This window comes from Flavobacterium amylolyticum, assembly GCF_048284335.1.
In the GTDB taxonomy this organism is placed as follows: domain Bacteria; phylum Bacteroidota; class Bacteroidia; order Flavobacteriales; family Flavobacteriaceae; genus Flavobacterium.
On the sequence record NZ_JBLVPG010000001.1, the window covers coordinates 327,958 to 346,180 of the forward strand.

Consider the following 18,223-nt stretch of genomic DNA (forward strand, 5'->3'; position numbering starts at 1 on the left):
TGAAAAAATTAAAAATTAGTTTACGTTAGGTTATTATGATTTATCGCTACAGTAAGTCTATTTGGAGCTGTAAAACAACCATTGTCCCAACATCAGATGAAGAGGAAATAGTGACCGCTTCTACCGTGTCAAACTGGAATAAAGCGATACGCTCTTTAGCCAATATAATCCCTTTTGAAGTGTTAAGTTTGTTTAAATTTTTAGCAGCCATTCCTTTCCCATTATCTTTGATTTCACAAAAAAGGAAGTCCTCGATTTGTTTGAAAGAAACCCTTAGCGTAGGTTTTTTTGAATTGGAATCAAAAGCATGTACAAATACATTTTCTATAAATGGCTGTATGAGCATTGGTGGAATTTCAGTTTCAAATAAATCTAAATCATCATCAATATGGAGTTCAACAATAACCTTGTTTTTTAAACGCATATTTTCTAGTGCGATATAAGACTGTAAATACTGAATTTCATCTGACAAGTTAAGACGAAGTTTACTAGAATTATTAAGTGTTTGCCGAATCAGTTTAGAGAATTCACCCATATACATCAACGCATCATCCACATTGTTATCAATTATATAATTCTGAATCGAATTCATAGCATTAAAGATAAAATGTGGGTTCATTTGGCTTTGTAATGCTTCCATTTTTGTTTCTGCCAAACGCTTTTGAATCTCAGATCTTGCCCGCTCTTGCATTTTGATAAAGCGAATTCTTTTTTTATAGATTACAAAACCAATAATGGCAAATAAAACAGCACTAATTAGAACGAACCACCAAGTTTTCCAGAACGGTGGAGTAATACTTAAGTCTAGAATTTTGGAATGAAATACCTCACCAGTCCCAGTATTTTTACCCTCTAACATTAATTTATATTTGCCATTTGGAATCCCTAGTAATTGTATTCTTCCGTTGGATTCAAAGTCACTCCAAGCATCTGACAAGCCAAGAATTTTATACCGAAATACATTCTTATCCGCATTAAAAATATTATTGGATGAAAAGACAATCTCAACATTATTTTGATTATAATCGAGTTTTATTTGATTATAATCAAAAACACCCCAACGAATATAGGAGTACGCTTTTGAGTACGCTTTACCATTTACCTTAATTGAGTTTATTCTTATTGGAGTATTTTGGGCTTTTTCATTTTTTGAAAATTCTTCAACATTTAGCTGAATCAAACCGTTATTAGTAGCTACAAATAAATTACCGTTTTTGTCTTTAATACAATCGTTAAACTGAACGTCTTTTAACCCTTCGGATTGGTTGATGAGCTTTATAAATTTATTATTTCTTACTACATTGATTCCTTTATTTGTACCAATGAAGTAAGTGCCGTTTGATTGTTCTATAAATGAAATAGATGTGCCATATAACTCTTTATACGGTTTGTAAACATGTAAAATATCGAGCCTTTTACCGTTCCATTTTGTGATATAAACCTTTCCGCTGTTTGTTCCAATAACTAGTTGACCTTTGTCATTAATAATTATGTCTTTGATATTATTTTCTTCGAACATGCCATTGGCATTCAAGGAATAAAATTGGTTCTTGTTGTTTATAAACAATCCTTTAGAAGCCGAAGCAAACCAAAGCGTATTCCCATCTTTTACAATTTTTGTTATATCGGTTGGAGTAGAAGATTTCTTAATTGAAAATATCGAGAAATGAGTCCAATCAAATTTATTATGATATAAATAAGTGTCCGAATACATCCTACAGAAATAAGCTTGGTCTTTATTATCAAAAATTAGGTTCCCGCCGTCAAAAAAGCTAAAAAATATAATTTCATAATTCTTATCAAAACAGAATACACCCAAAGTAGTATTTACCCATGTATTGCCTTCATTATCTGACACTATATTGAATGAGGTGAAACCTCCTTCTTTATCTTTATACCTTTTAAATTCAGCAACCGTATATGAATTCAATCCCTTTTGTTTAAAATAAATCGAAAGTTTCTTCAAAATAGTCGCTTTATCAAAGATGGTAGATCTTAAATCCTTATCAAGAAGGACAATGTTGTCTCTGGCTCCAATCCAAGTAGTATTGTTGACATCATTATACATTTCTTGAATTTGTAGCTCCTTCAATCCAAAATAAGAGGGTTCAAAAAATTGAATCCTTCTACTCAAATCCACCCGATAAATCCCTTTATCATTAGAACCAACCCAAAGTTGTTGGGTTTCTTTATCATAAAATAAACACCATAAGGAAGTAGATGTAATATTAGCTTGACGTGTAATGTCGGTAATTTTATTATTAACATACTTAAACAACCCACCTTTTGGGTCTATTACATTACAAGTGGCAAAGTAGAGATTGTTCTGTTGGTCTTTTGCATAATCCCAAATAATAGGACAAGCTAAAATTGTTTCCTTATTGGTAGTAAGATTTTTTGTAAACAAGAAATGGCCTGGTCCACCACTAAAATAAGTATTGTGGTTAACAAAAGAGGAATAGGATAGAATTGGCTTAAATATTTTTTCTAATCTTGATTTTTTAATATCCCTATTAACTATGAGATTAAATACATCGCTTCGATTATATTCATCGCTATAAGAAGCCGTAACTAAAATTTCTTTCTTCGTTTCTTCTATCCCAACAACTTGAAACTTATCCGATATATTTTTTTGTATTAAAGATTTAAAATGTTTTCCATTAAATAAACCGAGTCCATTTTCAGTTGCTAGAATCAAACATTTGTACTTTTTAGAATAATGAATTTTACGGATAGAATTATTCACTAGCCCATCTTTTTCACTATAATAGGTAAACTTTTTACCATCGTATTTTGCTAATCCATTCCCATATAATGACAACCAAATGTTTTTGTTTTCATCTTCTACAACCGACCAAACCTTATCATATTTTAATCCGTTTGTTTCATTGAATACTTTGTAAGTTGAACCATCAAAACAACATAATCCGGCATCAGTTCCAATCCAGAGTAACCCACTTCTATCTTTAAAAAAACATTTTATTCCATTACTTGGTAAACCATCGTTTACTGTAATATTTTTACTGGGAATTGTTTGCGTGACTGCTATTTCAAAAAACAGAAGAAAAACAACTAGAAAATTATTTCTTTTGAATAATCGCATTGATAAAATCTTCTTTTTTTCTGATTGATACAGGCAGAGTTTGACCATTACTAAGTTCAACAAGTAATTCGTTGGTTTTGTTAAATCGAGTAACATAATTTAGATTCACTAAATAAGATTTATGAATCCTTTGAAAAACACTTGTTGGAAGGAGTTCTTCAATAAATTTTAGAGTTTTAGATAAAACAATCTTTTTACCATCCAAACAAACAATTTTGCAATAATTACTATCAGCTTCACAGTAAAGAATGGCATTGGTTTTCACTAATTCAAATCCAGTTTCTGTTGGTAAAGCAATTTTATTATATGCTGAATTTCCAGTATCCAAATTTTCTATCAACAACATTAATTTTTCTTGTTGGGATGCTTTGTGTAATTTACTTTCATATTTCTTTACGGTTTCCAATAAATCAATATAATTTATTGGTTTCAATAGATAATCCAAGGCATTACATTTAATAGCATCAATTGCGAATTCAGAATGAGCAGTAGTGAAAATAACTTCAAAATTTATTTTGTTCAATTCTTTAAAAAGCTGAAAACCATTTTTATTTGGCATTTGAACATCAAGAAAAACTAATTCGGGATTGAATTTTTCAATTGCATCAATTGCATCATCGACACTGTCACATAAAGCTAAGACTAGAAATTTATCTGGAAAATATCGCTGCAAAAGTTTTTCTAGAAATTCTCTAGCATTAAACTCATCATCAACTATTATCGTTTTTATCATTTTATAAATGTAGGAAGTTTTTGTTTAATACACAGAAATGAATTAGTAACCGTTAAGTAAATAATAGTTATCGATTCCAAAACCATAAATTTTTTCGGTTACTAATTAAATCAAGAAGTCTTATAATGCTTCTGTAATAGTGGCAAATGCAACAATACAATAATAATCATCCAGAAATTCGTTATATTTTTCAAGATTACCCGCTACTGAGAAAAACCCATCAAGATTTTGATGGGTTTTTTCATTTTCACTACCTCCCTCAACTCCTACAAACACTGAGATTAGCTCAAAAATACCATTCACTTTTTTGGTTAGATATTCCCTATTTTCTGCCCTAATGGACAAATCTTTTGGAAACACTAAATTTTGGATTCTTATTTTGTCTTCCACATCCCCTCTACCCAAAAACCCCACTAACGTTTTGAGCTTTTTCGATGTATTTGGGTGGTTAGATAATTTTTTTCATTCATTTCCTTTTGCTCTTCAATTGGCTTTAATTCGATCCCAAATTGCAGTACATATTTATTATATTTTTCATCACCAAAATTCGGTTTGTCAAAATATCGTTTATTCAAATTCTCTGTTTTCATTTCCAATTCTTTTTCCTTTGAAGTCAAACTCTTCATTTCACTCTTACCCTCAGTGCTCATGGTATCAAAGAGCTTATTTAACTGCAAGTTAAAAGGTTCGATAAATCGAGTGTCAAGTGTATAATTTGCTACTAAATTCTCAAATGAGTCATTCAAACCTTCTGCTTTTGACTTTTGGGTAGTCGAAGCATCCATTTTAAATGTAAACTTTAAAAGCAAATCTAATTAAGATACTAATTCTCAAAATAAGAGAAATAAAAAGCTTAAAATAGCTCGAAAGCACTCACAACTCTTTATTAAATTATAGTATGAAAGAGGCAAATCCTTACAGCCAGAAGCCTATTGAATTTTAAGTTACATACGTATAAAAGTACCGAAAACTAAATTTAATAGACACAAAAAAACCTGTAGAACAAATCATACAGGTTTTTTAACTAACTAAGTTTATTATAATAAAATATTCAAAACCAACTAAATTTTATTTATTAAAGTACTTGTTTATTTATTTTTTGATTAATCTTCTGAAACTATTGCTGAATTACTATTACTAGTTAAATCCAATAATACGGTAATTCCTTGAGCATTTAACATTGTCATGTTTAAAGTATCTAATATAGCTAAATCTTTAGATACTAAACCATTAAACCTATTGTAAGAAATATTCATTTCTTTAAGATTGTTTAATTTTTCTAATTCCATAGGAATCTGGCCATCCATTTTGTTATCAAACAAACTAAGATTCTCTAATGATGTCATATTTTCTACGTCTCTACTTAATTCACCCTCAAGTTTATTACTATTAAGAAGCAATACCCTTATTGTTTTTATTTCATATAGCGAAGTTGGAATTTGACCGACAATCTCATTATTAAATAAGGCTAATATTTCTAATTGCTTCAAGGCTCCGATTTGTAATGGTAATTCTCCAGTAAGTGTATTCATGTACAATTCCAAATTTTTCAAATTACTCATTTCGCAAACCGAAGAAGGTATTGTTCCAGATAATTTGTTAAATGAAAGATTCAATACTTTCATTTCTTTTAGTTTTCCAATAGATGATGGAATCATACCTGATAATTGATTCTTGTGTAAATCTAATTCTTGAAGACTTAACAATCCAACAATCTCTTCCGGAATTTCGCCTGCTAAATTATTATTGACTAAATGTATAGAAACTACTTTTTCATTCTGTAATTTAACTCCGTACCACGTAGACACTGGTGATGATAAATCCCATTTTACATTCCATTGACTCCCATTAGTAGATTCATATAATTTAATCAAAGCATCTTTCTCCGACTGAGATACACTAGCAAACATCGAAATGGATGATATAAAAATTAAAAATAGGGTAGATAAATTTTTCATAAGTGAAAGTATTTCTTTGTACAGGTATAAAAATACTTACATTCCATCTAATGTGCAAATAAATCCGACAAACTACATTGTAATATATTTTACACATATAAATATCTTACAATTAAAATCGTTTGCTATTAAATAATAATTTGCTAAATTTGACTTAACAACCACAAAATCAAATTTATGGAAATCAATTTTTTAGCACTATTTGTTGCAGCTTTATCTACGCTTATTATAGGATTTTTATGGTACCATCCTAAAGTTTTTGGAACCATTTGGATGAAAGAATCAGGATTGACCGAAGAAAAGTTAAAAGGAGGTAATATGCTTTTACTATTTGGAACCTCCTTACTTTATGCGTTTTTTATAAGTCTTATTCTTCAAATCTTAACAGTACATCAATTTGGTGCATTAGGAATGGTCGGTGGAGATCCCACTATTGCAAAACCTTCTTATAATGCTTTTATGGCAGATTATGGATTAGCGTTTAGATCATTTAAGCATGGCGCTTTACACGGATTTATGACTGGATTGTTTTTAGCATTACCAATTATAGGCACCAATGCATTGTATGAAAGGAGAAGTTTCAAATACACCCTTGTTACCGGTGGTTTTTGGATTATATGCTTTATGATTATGGGCGGAATTATTTGTGCTTGGAAATGAGTTTCAAAATAGAATAAAATAAATTTCGTTTGGGTAAGCTGCCAGATAAAATTTATTTTTTATAGGATTTTGTCAATAGCCTTTGCCAAATCAATATCCTTATCGGTGACGCCATTTGCATCATGCGTGGCTAAGCGAATGTTTACTTTATTGTATACGTTAAATAATTCGGGGTGATGATTTCTTTTCTCCGCGTTTACACCTACTTGAACCATAAAAGCTAATGCCTGTACAAAATCTAAGAACTTAAATTTTTTCTCTAATCCATTATCGATAAATTCCCACTCTTTTACCTGTTTTAATACGTCTTGAATAGATTCTTCGGAATAGGTTTTCATAATTAGTTTTTTTTTATTTATATAAAGTTAGTTAATTTCCAGACTTACAATAATACTTTAACTTTATTAACTAATTTTGGAAAAATATTATCTTTCAATTTGAATCCAGTTTACTCCTTTAAAATTTATAATTCTACTACTGAACTTCCAACTACTTGGAATGATTTGGCAATTTCAACTATTTTTTTATCCAAAAAATATCTGGAAGTTTTAGAACAATCCTCCCCTGACAATATGATTTGTCATTTCATTGGAATTTTCGAAAATGAAACCTTAATCGGCATTTCTATTTCTCAATTTTTGGATTTGAATAAATTACACTCTTTTGGAGAACGTGACAAATGCATCAAAACGGCTATACGAAATATTGTTTTTAGAAACTTTGGTTCTCACGTTCTAGTTATTGGCAACAACATGTTGACCGGACAAAATGCTTATTCTTTCTTAACAAATACAGATAAAAAGAAAGCCTTACAAACGTTACATTTTGCGATTACGGAGTTAAAAAAAACATACAAATCTAAAGGCATACCAATTCACATTACCACTTATAAAGATTTCAATTCTGAAGAAATTAAAAATTTTGTCCTTCCAGAATTTACAACTGACTATCAATTTTCTACACAACCGAACATGGTTTTTTCGATTAATGAAAATTGGAAGTCCGAGCAAGACTACATTGATTCCCTTTCAAAAAAGTATAGAGATCAATATAAAAGGGCTCGAAAAAAAGCAACTCTTATTGAAAAAAGAAAACTACACCTCGAAGACATCATTGCTTTAGAAGACACCATTTATGACTTGTATTTTCATGTTGCAAAAAATGCCCCTTTTAACACTTTTTTTCTGCCGAAAAATCATTTTAGAGTTTTCAAAGAAATTTTTAAAGATAAATTTCTTTTCTATGGATACTTTATTGATGAAAAGCTAATTGGCTTCAACACTTTAATAAAAAATGGCGAAATAATGGACACGTATTTTCTGGGATATGACGAAGGTATCCAGCGTGAAAAAATGCTATACCTAAACATGTTATACGATATGATCGCTTACTCGATCAATAAAGGATTTAAAGAAATTGTTTTTGCCAGAACAGCCTTGGAAATCAAAAGTTCAGTTGGTGCTAAACCTATAAAAATGTATGGACTCATGGCTCATAGCAATACAATAGTAAATCCTTATATGCCAAAAATATTTAAGTATTTAGAACCCGAAACAATTTGGCAAGAACGGAATCCGTTTAAATAACGGCACTATCAGGGATAGGAACTGCGACTTTCATTTGTTTGTGTAAAATCTGAATATCAAGCTCCATTTCTTTTCCACAATATTCACCATCAATTTGGAAACTAACCGGAATATTAGTCCTGACAAAGGCTTTGTCAGTAGAGATAATTTCGACATCATTGCTATCTAATGGCATGTTTCCAGTAATAATTTTTCCTAGTACCAGTAAATCCATATTTTTTAAAATAACCAATTCAAACTTTCCATCGTCCATTACACCATTTGGATTAATGGAAACTCCCGTCCCGTATTTTTGAGAATTAGCAATAACTATCATTCTTGCTTCACATTCTATCGTGGGAAAATCACCAGTAATCGTAGCAATAAATGGATCGTCCAAATCAATCAAAGTAGATAACGTTTGTAAAGCATACCCCCATTTCCCTCTAATAGTACTTTTTTCGTAGTTCTTAATCATTTCTGCGTTTACACCCAGATCACTTAAATGAATGCTTTTCTTCCCATTGATTGAAATCATATCAATTTCAGTAAACGAATTACGAAAAACAATTGGTAAATTTTCTTCAATTGTTGTGGGTAAATTCAAATCGACGGCTAAACCATTGGCTGATCCAGCAGGCAAAATCCCAAGTATAACATCATGAGATTCCATTGCCTCAGCAACCATTTTCACAGTTCCATCTCCACCCGCTACAATAATTCGTTTGGGTTTATAAGTATTATACAGTACTTTTATATTCTCAATATCAACTAACCCCGAAGTATTGTAAACCACCAAATTCAAATTTTCATTTTCAGCAAAAACAGTCACCGCGTCAATAAGCGCTGACTTATCAACATCTCCAGAGATAGGATTTACGACCATCATTATATTATTTTTCAAATTTTATTCTCTTTTATTAATCAAAAATAATTAATTTCAGCAACTATCAAAAGTACTAAAAATATGAAACCAATTTTAAAATTATACCGCGGTTATGCCAATGAACAGGAATTAATTGTGATGGGACATGTTTTTAAACCAACAACAGTTAACGAGTACAATTTTCAAAAAAAAAATCTGAAAAATGCTACTTCTGTTATTAAAATGTTTCAAATAAAAACACAGGCAAACGCAGATGTATATTTAGAACACAACAATTCCAAAATTCATACCAAAACATTAATCGATGGCTATTTTAAGTTTTGTGTTCCTTTAGACCAAAGCACTACCTATGGCTGGATTGATTATGAAGTAAGTATTGTTTATAAAAATGAGTCCATAACAACTAAAGACAGCTATATAAGACCTCACAAAGGAAATTTAGGAATCATCTCTGATATTGATGATACTTTTTTAGTTTCTCACACCTTAAATCCCTTTAAAAAATTATACGTTTTATTATTTAAAAACGTTAACAAAAGAAAAATATACGAGGATGTTGTAACCCATTATCAAGCTTTAAGTACTGCTGGAAGAGACAATAAAGAGGAATTTAATGCCTTTTTTTATGTTTCCAGTAGTGAATGGAACCTCTATCGTTTTATAACAAAATTTACTGAAATTCATCAACTTCCCAAAGCTGTTTTACTTTTGAAGGACATCAAAACGAGTCTTACCGATTTTTTTCTAACTGGAAGAGGAAACCACAATCATAAATTTGATAAAATAAAACACATCTTAGAGTTTTACCCAACCTTAGAATATGTGCTTCTTGGGGATGATTCCCAACACGATCCATATCTTTACGAAGCTATTTGTAAAATTTTTCCAGTTACGGTAAAAGCGGTCTATATAAGGCAAACTGGCGCATCCAAAAAGGAAAAAGTGACCTCTGTTTTGAAAAATCTGGAAACCCTCAAGGTTTCAATTTGTTATTTCAAAAACAGTAATGAGGCTATTGCACACTCCAAATCAATTGGAATTATTGTATAAAAAATACCCCCAAATAGCATTCCGCTTTTTGGGGGAAATTCAAAATAGAACTCTTTTTTATGCATTATCAATTTCTTGCTGAACTGCTTCCCAATCCAGTAAAAATTTATCTAACTCTGCTTTCTTTTTGTTGTATGCTGTGAAAAATTTTGCGTCTTCAATGTGTTTATCATAATTAGAGGCGAGCATTTTATCATCTTGTTGAATGTCTCTTTCTAATTGCTTGATTTGACTTTCTACTTTACTTAATTTATTTTGCAGGGCTTTCCCTTTCTTTTGATCTTCGTAGGAGGCTTTGTTGCTTTCCTTAGGAGCTACTGCTTTTTGAGCATCTTTTTTCTCAACTTCACGCATGTTTTCCAAATTGCGTTGTTCTAAGAAATAATTAATATCCCCTAAATATTCTTTTATTTTTTGATCTTTAAATTCATACACTAAATTGGACATTCCCTGCAAGAAATCTCTATCGTGAGAAACTAATAGTAACGTACCTCCAAATTTTTGCAATGCGGCTTTCAAAACATTTTTAGATTTAATGTCCAGGTGATTTGTAGGCTCATCCATTAACAAAACATTGATGGGTTGCAATAATAATTTACACAGTGCCAAACGGTTTCTTTCGCCTCCTGAAAGGACTTTTACCTTTTTCTCTACATCATCTCCTCGAAACAAAAAAGAACCCAACATATCACGTACTTTCATCCGGTTCGTATCTGCTGCTGCATCTTCCATGGTTTGAAGTAAAGTGATTTCACCGTCCAAATATTCTGCCTGATTTTGTGCGAAATATCCTAATTGTACATTGTGACCCAATTTAATATTGCCTTGGTATTGAAATTCATCAACTATTGCTTTGATAAAAGTTGACTTTCCTTGTCCATTTTGTCCAACAAAGGCAATTTTACTTCCTCGTTCCACTAACAGATTGATGTTTTTTAAAATCGTTTTATCACCGTAGCTTTTAGTAACATTTTCAGCTTCAATTACCACTCTACCCGGCTCTTTTGAAACTGGAAAAGTAATATTCATCACAGAATTATCGTCTTCATCCACTTCAATACGTTCAACTTTATCCAATTTTTTGATTAAAGACTGTGCCATCGAGGCTTTCGAGGCTTTCGCTCGGAATTTTTCTATTAGCCGCTCCGTTTCTTCAATTTTTTTAGCTTGGTTTTTTTGTGTTGCCAATTGCTTTTCACGAATCTCGTGACGCAATTCTAAATATTCTGAATACGGTTTATTGAAATCATACGCTTTTCCAAGTGAAATTTCTATAGTTCTGTTGGTCACATTATCCAAAAACATCTTATCATGCGATACGATTACAACAACACCAGGATAATTACGCAAGAAACTTTCTAACCAGATGATACTCTCTATATCCAAGTGATTTGTAGGCTCATCTAGTAATAAAACATCATTAGCCTGCAATAGTAATTTAGCTAATTCAATACGCATTCTCCAACCGCCAGAAAAAGTTTCGGTTTGATTATCAAAAACCTCTCTTTTAAAACCTAAACCCAGCAGGATTTTTTCCGTATCTCCTACATAATTATAACCGCCCAATAATTCAAAACGATGGGTATAGTCCGATAAATCTTCTATTATTTGAGTATATTCTTCACTTTCATAATCAGTGCGAGTAACTAGCAGATGATTGATTTCTTCAAGCTTTTTCTCCACAATTTTAATCTCAGTAAAAGCTTCATACGCTTCTTCAAGAACCGTCCTTCCTTGTTCAAAATCGATGTCCTGACGCAAGAATCCCATACGAAGATCTTTCTCCTGAGAAATAACACCTGAATCAGGAGCAAAATCTTTTGCTAACATTTTAAGCATGGTAGACTTTCCCGCTCCGTTCTTACCAACAAGACCCACACGGTCTCCGGCACCCAATCGAAAGGTAACTTCTTCAAATAAATAAGTACCACCAAAAGAAACGGATAAATTGTGTATATTAAGCATGTATTGTTATTTTATTCCTTTTCGAATGCGTAAATTTGTAACTACAAAGAAAGGAAAATTAAATTTTTTGCAAATGTTAAAAAAAGGATCCAAATTATATAGCATTTTAACAGGAACTTGTCCTAAATGTCAGAATGAGAGTATGTATTTGGATAAAAATCCGTTACATTTCAATAAAATCTTGAAAATGCATGAAAATTGCTGCCATTGTGGTTTAAGATATCAAATTGAACCTTCTTTTTTTTATGGGGCAATGTATGTTAGTTATGGTTTAAATGTTGCAATAGGAATTGCTGCTTTTATACTGTCTTTTGTAGTTTTTGGCTCTAATCTTAAAGTAGCTTTTACAGCAATAATTATCTCGCTTATTATACTGTTCCCTTTTATTTTGCGCTTTTCCAGAAACATTTATATTAATATGTTTGTTACCTACGAACCAGACACAAAGCTTAAATAGTTTTATTTCTTTCCTCTTGCAATAAATCGATTTATATCTATTTCCCTGTCTAACGGAATTTGATATTCAATGTGATCAAACAATGCTTTTGCCATTGCTGGCCCCAACATCACACCTCTTGTGCCCAATCCATTCAGAATGTGAACGGAGTTGAAAGTTGGATTTGTCCCTACCAATGGTCTTCTGTCTTTAACAGTAGGTCGAACGCCGGCAAAATGATCTAAAATTTCAAAATCACAAGTAATAATTTCTTTAATTCTCTCTATTAATTCTACTTTCCCTTCCTCGGTGGGCAATTCTGTTTTATCTTTCCAGTTATAAGTAGCACCTACTTTGAATACTCCATCCCCCAGAGGTAAAATAAACACACTGGTATTAACAATTATATCTAAATCTAATTGCGGAGCTTTTATGATAAAAAGTTCCCCTTTTGTTCCATCTAATGGCAAATGATTAAAATAGGGATTGGCATGCATCCCAAAGCCTTCGGCAAAAATAATATGTTTTGCTTGTATCCCTTTATAGTGAATACTGCTCGACTCCATCAGCAAAACCTTATAATCAAAAGATTCTTCTTGAAAAAGAGTATTAGCCATAAGATATTCCCTGTATTTGTCTAACAACAAAGCCGTATCTACATAACCAGTTTGCAAAACTTGACCATATCCATAAGGAGAATCAATTCCCAAATATTTTTTAGAAATCAAATCTGTGGATAAAAAAGGAGTTAATACCACTTTATCAGAGGCAGCAAACCAGTTATTTTGTTCTTCTACGGAAAAAAATTTCCTTAAAATGGGCATTTTAAAATCAACTTTACACTTTAGTTTATCTTCCAAAGCAACATAAAATTCATTCATTATTTTCAACTGCTCTTGAGCTTTCCACACTTCACTAAAACGTTTTAGAATAACGGGATTGTACAAACCTCCAGCAATTTTAGAAGAAGTTTGAGAATTATCATCTAACACCAAGATAGATTTTTCATTTTGCAAAGCAATTTCTGCAAATGAAATACCCGCTAAACCAGAACCCACAATTAAATAATCAATCATCAAAAAAAAATTAAAACTAAATACAAAGAACGCATTTTAAAACAAAAAACTCCTACCATTACAGTAAGAGTTAATTAATATTTAATAGAAATCGAAATTAATAATTCCACATATCTGACTCGAAACTACGAATTTTATCTTTAACCCTTTCCGATTCTAATAACTGATTTTGAGCATTATCCTTCATGTATTCGTCGATACCTCTATCTCCATATACATTTTCTTCTTTATAAATAACACTATTAAAACGTCTTGAATTTAATATCTGATCGAAGGAAACTGGCATAGCTGAATTCTTATCATTAAACGCTTTAGCACTATGTAAAACTTCTCTTGCTGAAGGAAAAAATATCCAAAATAACTCAATGTAGTCTTTTTCCTCACTGTTCATGGTATAAACATCAGGAGTTACGGGACAAATTCCCAAAAGACGGTATTTTAATTCACTCTGACGCTTGTCAAAATACCAATATCCTTTTATCTTGTATTGAGAAACATCTTGAGCAGATAAATCTTGTCTTAAAATGTATTCATCAGATATTTGATTGCCTGCATTAATTTGTTCTCTTCCTGCATCAGTTGTGTCAATACGGGTTAATGAACCTTGTATATCTTGCAAAGACTTTTTAGTATTAAAATAACTATCAGTGTATACTTCAGTAATTTCACCATTTCTCATAGCTTTAGTCAATACATCGTATAAAGATCTCCTGTCAGAACCTATATTTGCAGTATCTATTGGAAAATATAAAGCAAAATTAATTTTTTCACTTAAGTCAATAATCTCCCAAGTAGTCTTTCCCATTAAAACATCTCTGTCATGTACATAACCGTAAGCTAATGGCTTATCATTATCTAAATCCAGTTGTGCAGCAGTTTTAAGTCCTATTTGGTCCGGAGTTTTAGCATTAAGCAAATTCGACTGTGCTATAGATGCAAAGCTTCCGGCAATAGAAATAATAGCGATCAAAAAGTTTCTTATATTCATCATGTTATCCTAATAAGATATATTGAAATAGGCTTTTAAAACCTACTTATTATTGTATTTCAAAAATTACCGGAGCTGTTCTTGGTAATAAATAACTACCTGCACCTTCAAGTTTTGTTTTAATTTCGGAGATTGTAACCTGATCGCCTCTTCCTGCTTTTGAAAGTACCGCTTTACACTGTGCGTTTAACCTATTTCCGGAAACAACCACTGTAGGCTGACCAGTAACTTTTAAATTAAACCCAACAACATTTAAACCTACTTCAAAATCAAAATCGACTAATTTAGCTCCGATAGTAGCTATTTCTAGATTGGATTTAGGACCTTTTACCACTCCCATTTCCCCTCTAATAGTTCCAGTAGGACCCGGAATTCCTTTGATTCTAAAAGTTCTTCTATCAGTAACTGACTTTCCATCGGCCATTTTACCCACTACATTTATTACCACTTCATTTCCTCCTTGCGGACTCATAACATACTTTCCTTGGCCGCCTGCTTTGGATAAACCTGGAGCAGAAGCACTAACATTAGCATCAGGAACACCTGCAAAAGATACTGTCATAGGATTGACAACACCTCTATAAACAACGTTCATTTTATCAGCCGAAATCGTAGCTGAAACTGGACGAGAAATAACTACATACTTCCCTTGAAATTTAAGAGGAATGTTTTTTCCATCTTCCAAGAAAGTGAATTGACCATTAATTGTCTGTTCTCCAACACTCCCGGCAGTCATAGATATTACAGCTTGACCATTCACAATTTTCCCAGGACCTGAGAAAGATGTCGGCTTAGTATTCTCATCATATCTACCCAAAACTACTTTACCAGTTATAGCTTCGCCTTGAAAATAAGCACTTTTATCAAGAACCACAATGGCCTGATAATTACTATATGAAGCAGCTGCAACTGCAGCTTTACCTAACAATGTATTATACACATCTGTTTCTGCTTTTTTAACATCATTCTGCCAAGCAGATAATTTTGCTAAAGAGGCTACAGCTGGAAATCCTTTAAAATGATAATCTAAATAATCAATAGCTACACCATCCTTATTTTTAACATCCGCCAAACTAAACTTTGAGTCTACTTCAGATAAAATTGGTGAAAGCTTTTTGTTATTGCCTAAAGCTAATTTCATGTCTGATTTATACTTTTCGATTGTTGCAATAACTTCTTTCCCTTTAGCTGAGTACCCTGCAGGACTAAACCACAACTGATCAATATTATCTCCTTTATCCATTGCCTCGTAAGGTAATTTTCCCGTTTCAGGGTCAACCTCTGTCCCTACTAAAACTTCTGATTTTATTTTTCCAATATAATCGTAAAAATTTTTAGTTATCGTTTCTACCTTGTGAGCAGTTGCTGATGCCGCGGTAAATTCTCCACCGGCTTCAGCGGCTTTAGCATCTAAACCAGCTAACATTTGTGCGTTTGACTGTTCAGCGGAAGAGTTTGAACCTTCAAATTTTTCATTCATTAATCCAAAAGCTGACAAAACTTCTTTGGACATATTTAATGCTAACATTGCGATAAAAACCAAGTACATCAGGTTAATCATCTTCTGTCTAGGGGTTAGTTTTCCTCCTGCCATATTTTCTAATAATTAGTTTATTATTTTTTTATAGTTCGAAACTAATTATCCTTTATTATTCATTGCAGAAAGCATTCCACCATACACGTTGTTTAAAGACGAAAGATTAGAAGTCAATGATTGCATTTGATCTTTTAATTTTAAGTTGTTTTCAGCAACTTCTTCATTTATCTGAGCATTTCTTGAAGCACTTTGCAATTGTATTTTATATAAACTATTCAAAGACTCCATTTGAGCTGCAGCCAAGGTCAATTCTTCACTATACTTTTTAGTAGAATTAATAGAGTCAACTGTAGGTACAATTCCCTTAGCAGCTGATTCAAAATTTTTGATACTGTTTCCTAAACTGGCCATTAATTCACCATCAATTTTAGCATCTTTTAACATAACATCTAATTTTTGAGACAACAATCCCTGTGCGTCTGACGGTGTTTCCACTTTTTTAGTTACGGTTTTAGCTTGACCGTTAGCCAATTCCGGATATACTAGAGTCCAATCCAGGTCATTATCAACTGGTTCGAAGGCCGAAAGAGCAAAAATAGCCGCTTCTACAACAAGACCTATTGTAAGCATTAAATTTCCTGTAAGGAAACCAAATTCTATATGGGTAATTTTGAATAATGCACCAATGATTACAACCGCAGCTCCCATACCGTATGCGAAATTCATTGCTTTTTTGCTTAATAATGCCATAATAGTTTGTTTTTTAATTAAAGTTAGATTTGGAGTTTTTTTTTATTTCTTTTTTCCTGTTCCGGTAGTCTGAACTCCCATATAATCTTGGACTGTTCTAAAACCTATGTAACTTCTGGCAGAATCTGCATATTCATAATCTCTGGTACTTACTTGTAGGAAATAAGCAACATCTTTCCATGAACCGCCCCGAAGTACTTTTCTTTTATTTGAAGCATCTAAGACATTAGGGTTCATTGACGAAACATACTCATAGGCATTAGGATCATATGATGAATCAGTCCATTCAGAAACGTTACCTGCCATGTTATACAAATTGTAGCCATTAGGCTCATATGATTTTGCTTCAACAGTGTATAACGCTTCATCAGCTGCATAATCTCCTCTGTTTGGTTTGAAATTAGCCAGAAAACATCCTCTGTCATTTTTAGTATACGGCCCACCCCATGGATATGTTGCGGACTCTAAACCACCTCTGGCAGAATATTCCCATTCAGCTTCTGTTGGCAATCGGAAAGAATTTATTAGATCTTGACCTTTCTTTTTAGATTTTACATAAGTGTTCTTATTTAATGTTCTCCAAGCACAAAATGCTTTAGCTTGCGTCCATTTAACCCCTACCACAGGATAATCGCCATAAGCCTTGTGCCAGAAATAATCATTGTGCATGGGTTCATTGTAAGAGTATGCAAAATCTTTAATCCAAACGGTAGTGTCCGGGTATACGTTTACTTCTTCTGTTTTTATAAAATCTTTTCTTCTTCCAACTTTCGCTTTGGCTGCTGCCTGAATATCCATCCAAGAATAACGAAACTTCAATTTATTGACATCTATAGTTCGTAGACCATTGTACGATTCTTCTATTGGTAAATACATAGAATCCATAACTTCAGTATAATATTCATCTGGATACAACTTTGTATCTTTGATTAATTTTACCTTTTTGTTTAGTTTTCTGCCCGCATAAGGATCATCAGCCGTTCCAACACTATAATAATTATCATACATGTACTTATCATACGCAGTCATCTTTTCAGGATCAGAATCATTAAAAGCAAAATCCGCAATACTTCCTGCGTTTTTACCTTTACCAGTTGAGGTCCCTGCTGTTATTCCACTTTCATCCGCAAGAATAGCTAATCGAACTCTCATGGTAGAATCTTTTACCCATTCTACAAACTGTCGATACTCACTATTGGTAATTTCCGTTTCATCCATGTAAAAAGAACGAACAGTAACTGTTTTGGTTGGAGCATCTTCTACATTAGCTAAATCAGCATCTGATTTTCCCATAATAAAAGCACCACCTGGAATCAAAGCCATTCCATATGGCTTCTCAGGATTCCATTTACCACCATTAATACCAACTAGTTCTCCTTTGTCGCTTGATTTACCACAGCCAATTAAAAGGGTCAAAATTGCCGTAAATGCAATGAACTTCTTCATATAAATTTGGTTATCTATTCATTATTTTTAAGTGTGTAAACCTATTTATTATTTTTTAGAAAAACAATTT

17 protein-coding genes are annotated in these 18,223 nt (G+C 32.2%); 4 read left to right on the forward strand and 13 right to left on the reverse strand.

Features of this window, described 5'->3' with window-relative positions:
* Positions 1–46 precede the first annotated feature (46 nt).
* The 5 genes from ACNQF9_RS01475 to ACNQF9_RS01495 all read right to left on the reverse strand — a co-directional run bounded on the left by ACNQF9_RS01475 (position 47) and on the right by ACNQF9_RS01495 (position 5,746).
* Entirely contained in the window at positions 47–3,103 is a 3,057-nt protein-coding gene (locus ACNQF9_RS01475) for a sensor histidine kinase (protein ID WP_417989490.1), read from the reverse strand.
* A complete protein-coding gene (locus ACNQF9_RS01480; protein ID WP_417958495.1) occupies positions 3,081–3,836 on the reverse strand; it encodes a LytR/AlgR family response regulator transcription factor in 756 nt (251 codons plus the stop codon). The genes ACNQF9_RS01475 and ACNQF9_RS01480 overlap by 23 nt, the downstream gene beginning before the upstream one ends.
* A 120-nt stretch (positions 3,837–3,956) precedes the next feature.
* Positions 3,957–4,250 (reverse strand): hypothetical protein, encoded by a 294-nt coding sequence (locus tag ACNQF9_RS01485; protein WP_417958496.1) that lies wholly within the window; start codon positions 4,248–4,250, stop codon positions 3,957–3,959.
* Positions 4,250–4,621 (reverse strand): hypothetical protein, encoded by a 372-nt coding sequence (locus tag ACNQF9_RS01490; RefSeq protein WP_417958497.1) that lies wholly within the window; start codon positions 4,619–4,621, stop codon positions 4,250–4,252. The genes ACNQF9_RS01485 and ACNQF9_RS01490 overlap by 1 nt, the downstream gene beginning before the upstream one ends.
* 318 nt (positions 4,622–4,939) lie before the next feature.
* Entirely contained in the window at positions 4,940–5,746 is an 807-nt protein-coding gene (locus tag ACNQF9_RS01495) for a leucine-rich repeat domain-containing protein (protein WP_417989491.1), read from the reverse strand.
* Positions 5,747–5,971: 225 nt separating this feature from the next.
* Here ACNQF9_RS01495 and ACNQF9_RS01500 point away from each other — a divergent pair, with 225 nt between their 5' ends.
* The gene (locus ACNQF9_RS01500; protein WP_417958500.1) at positions 5,972–6,454 is read left to right on the forward strand and encodes a DUF1761 domain-containing protein; all 483 of its coding nucleotides are present in this window, start codon (positions 5,972–5,974) and stop codon (positions 6,452–6,454) included.
* A 59-nt stretch (positions 6,455–6,513) separates the two neighbouring features.
* Here the strand turns inward: ACNQF9_RS01500 and ACNQF9_RS01505 are convergent, their stop codons facing one another.
* Positions 6,514–6,792 (reverse strand): 4a-hydroxytetrahydrobiopterin dehydratase, encoded by a 279-nt coding sequence (locus ACNQF9_RS01505; protein WP_417958501.1) that lies wholly within the window; start codon positions 6,790–6,792, stop codon positions 6,514–6,516.
* A 99-nt stretch (positions 6,793–6,891) separates the two neighbouring features.
* Here ACNQF9_RS01505 and ACNQF9_RS01510 point away from each other — a divergent pair, with 99 nt between their 5' ends.
* A complete protein-coding gene (locus tag ACNQF9_RS01510; protein ID WP_417989492.1) occupies positions 6,892–8,040 on the forward strand; it encodes an 8-amino-7-oxononanoate synthase in 1,149 nt (382 codons plus the stop codon).
* Here the strand turns inward: ACNQF9_RS01510 and ACNQF9_RS01515 are convergent.
* Entirely contained in the window at positions 8,033–8,923 is an 891-nt protein-coding gene (locus ACNQF9_RS01515; RefSeq protein ID WP_417989493.1) for a diacylglycerol/lipid kinase family protein, read from the reverse strand. The two genes, ACNQF9_RS01510 and ACNQF9_RS01515, sit on opposite strands and share 8 nt — an antisense overlap.
* A 63-nt stretch (positions 8,924–8,986) precedes the next feature.
* On the opposite strand from ACNQF9_RS01515, the gene ACNQF9_RS01520 reads away from it, so the two are divergent.
* Positions 8,987–9,955 (forward strand): App1 family protein, encoded by a 969-nt coding sequence (locus ACNQF9_RS01520; protein ID WP_417958504.1) that lies wholly within the window; start codon positions 8,987–8,989, stop codon positions 9,953–9,955.
* Between the two features lie 57 nt (positions 9,956–10,012).
* Here the strand turns inward: ACNQF9_RS01520 and ACNQF9_RS01525 are convergent, their stop codons facing one another.
* On the reverse strand, positions 10,013–11,920 hold the full coding sequence (locus ACNQF9_RS01525; RefSeq protein ID WP_417989494.1) for an ABC transporter ATP-binding protein: 1,908 nt from the start codon (positions 11,918–11,920) through the stop codon (positions 10,013–10,015).
* Between the two features lie 73 nt (positions 11,921–11,993).
* Here ACNQF9_RS01525 and ACNQF9_RS01530 point away from each other — a divergent pair, with 73 nt between their 5' ends.
* Positions 11,994–12,377, forward strand: coding sequence for a DUF983 domain-containing protein (locus ACNQF9_RS01530; protein WP_417989495.1), 384 nt, complete (start codon positions 11,994–11,996; stop codon positions 12,375–12,377).
* A 2-nt stretch (positions 12,378–12,379) separates the two neighbouring features.
* On the opposite strand, the gene ACNQF9_RS01535 is transcribed toward ACNQF9_RS01530, so the two are convergent.
* From ACNQF9_RS01535 to porK, 5 genes are all read right to left on the reverse strand, one after another.
* Complete coding sequence (locus tag ACNQF9_RS01535) at positions 12,380–13,432, reverse strand: NAD(P)/FAD-dependent oxidoreductase (protein WP_417989496.1); 1,053 nt, start codon at positions 13,430–13,432, stop codon at positions 12,380–12,382.
* Between the two features lie 97 nt (positions 13,433–13,529).
* Complete coding sequence (porN, locus tag ACNQF9_RS01540) at positions 13,530–14,420, reverse strand: type IX secretion system ring subunit PorN/GldN (RefSeq protein WP_417989851.1); 891 nt, start codon at positions 14,418–14,420, stop codon at positions 13,530–13,532.
* A gap of 49 nt (positions 14,421–14,469) precedes the next feature.
* Positions 14,470–16,014 (reverse strand): type IX secretion system motor protein PorM/GldM, encoded by a 1,545-nt coding sequence (gene porM, locus ACNQF9_RS01545; protein ID WP_417958508.1) that lies wholly within the window; start codon positions 16,012–16,014, stop codon positions 14,470–14,472.
* A 45-nt stretch (positions 16,015–16,059) separates the two neighbouring features.
* Positions 16,060–16,707 (reverse strand): type IX secretion system motor protein PorL/GldL, encoded by a 648-nt coding sequence (gene porL, locus ACNQF9_RS01550; RefSeq protein WP_417989497.1) that lies wholly within the window; start codon positions 16,705–16,707, stop codon positions 16,060–16,062.
* Positions 16,708–16,749: 42 nt separating this feature from the next.
* Positions 16,750–18,153: a T9SS ring complex lipoprotein PorK/GldK gene (porK, locus tag ACNQF9_RS01555; protein ID WP_417958510.1), complete on the reverse strand. Its 1,404-nt coding sequence runs from the start codon at positions 18,151–18,153 to the stop codon at positions 16,750–16,752.
* Positions 18,154–18,223 lie beyond the last annotated feature (70 nt).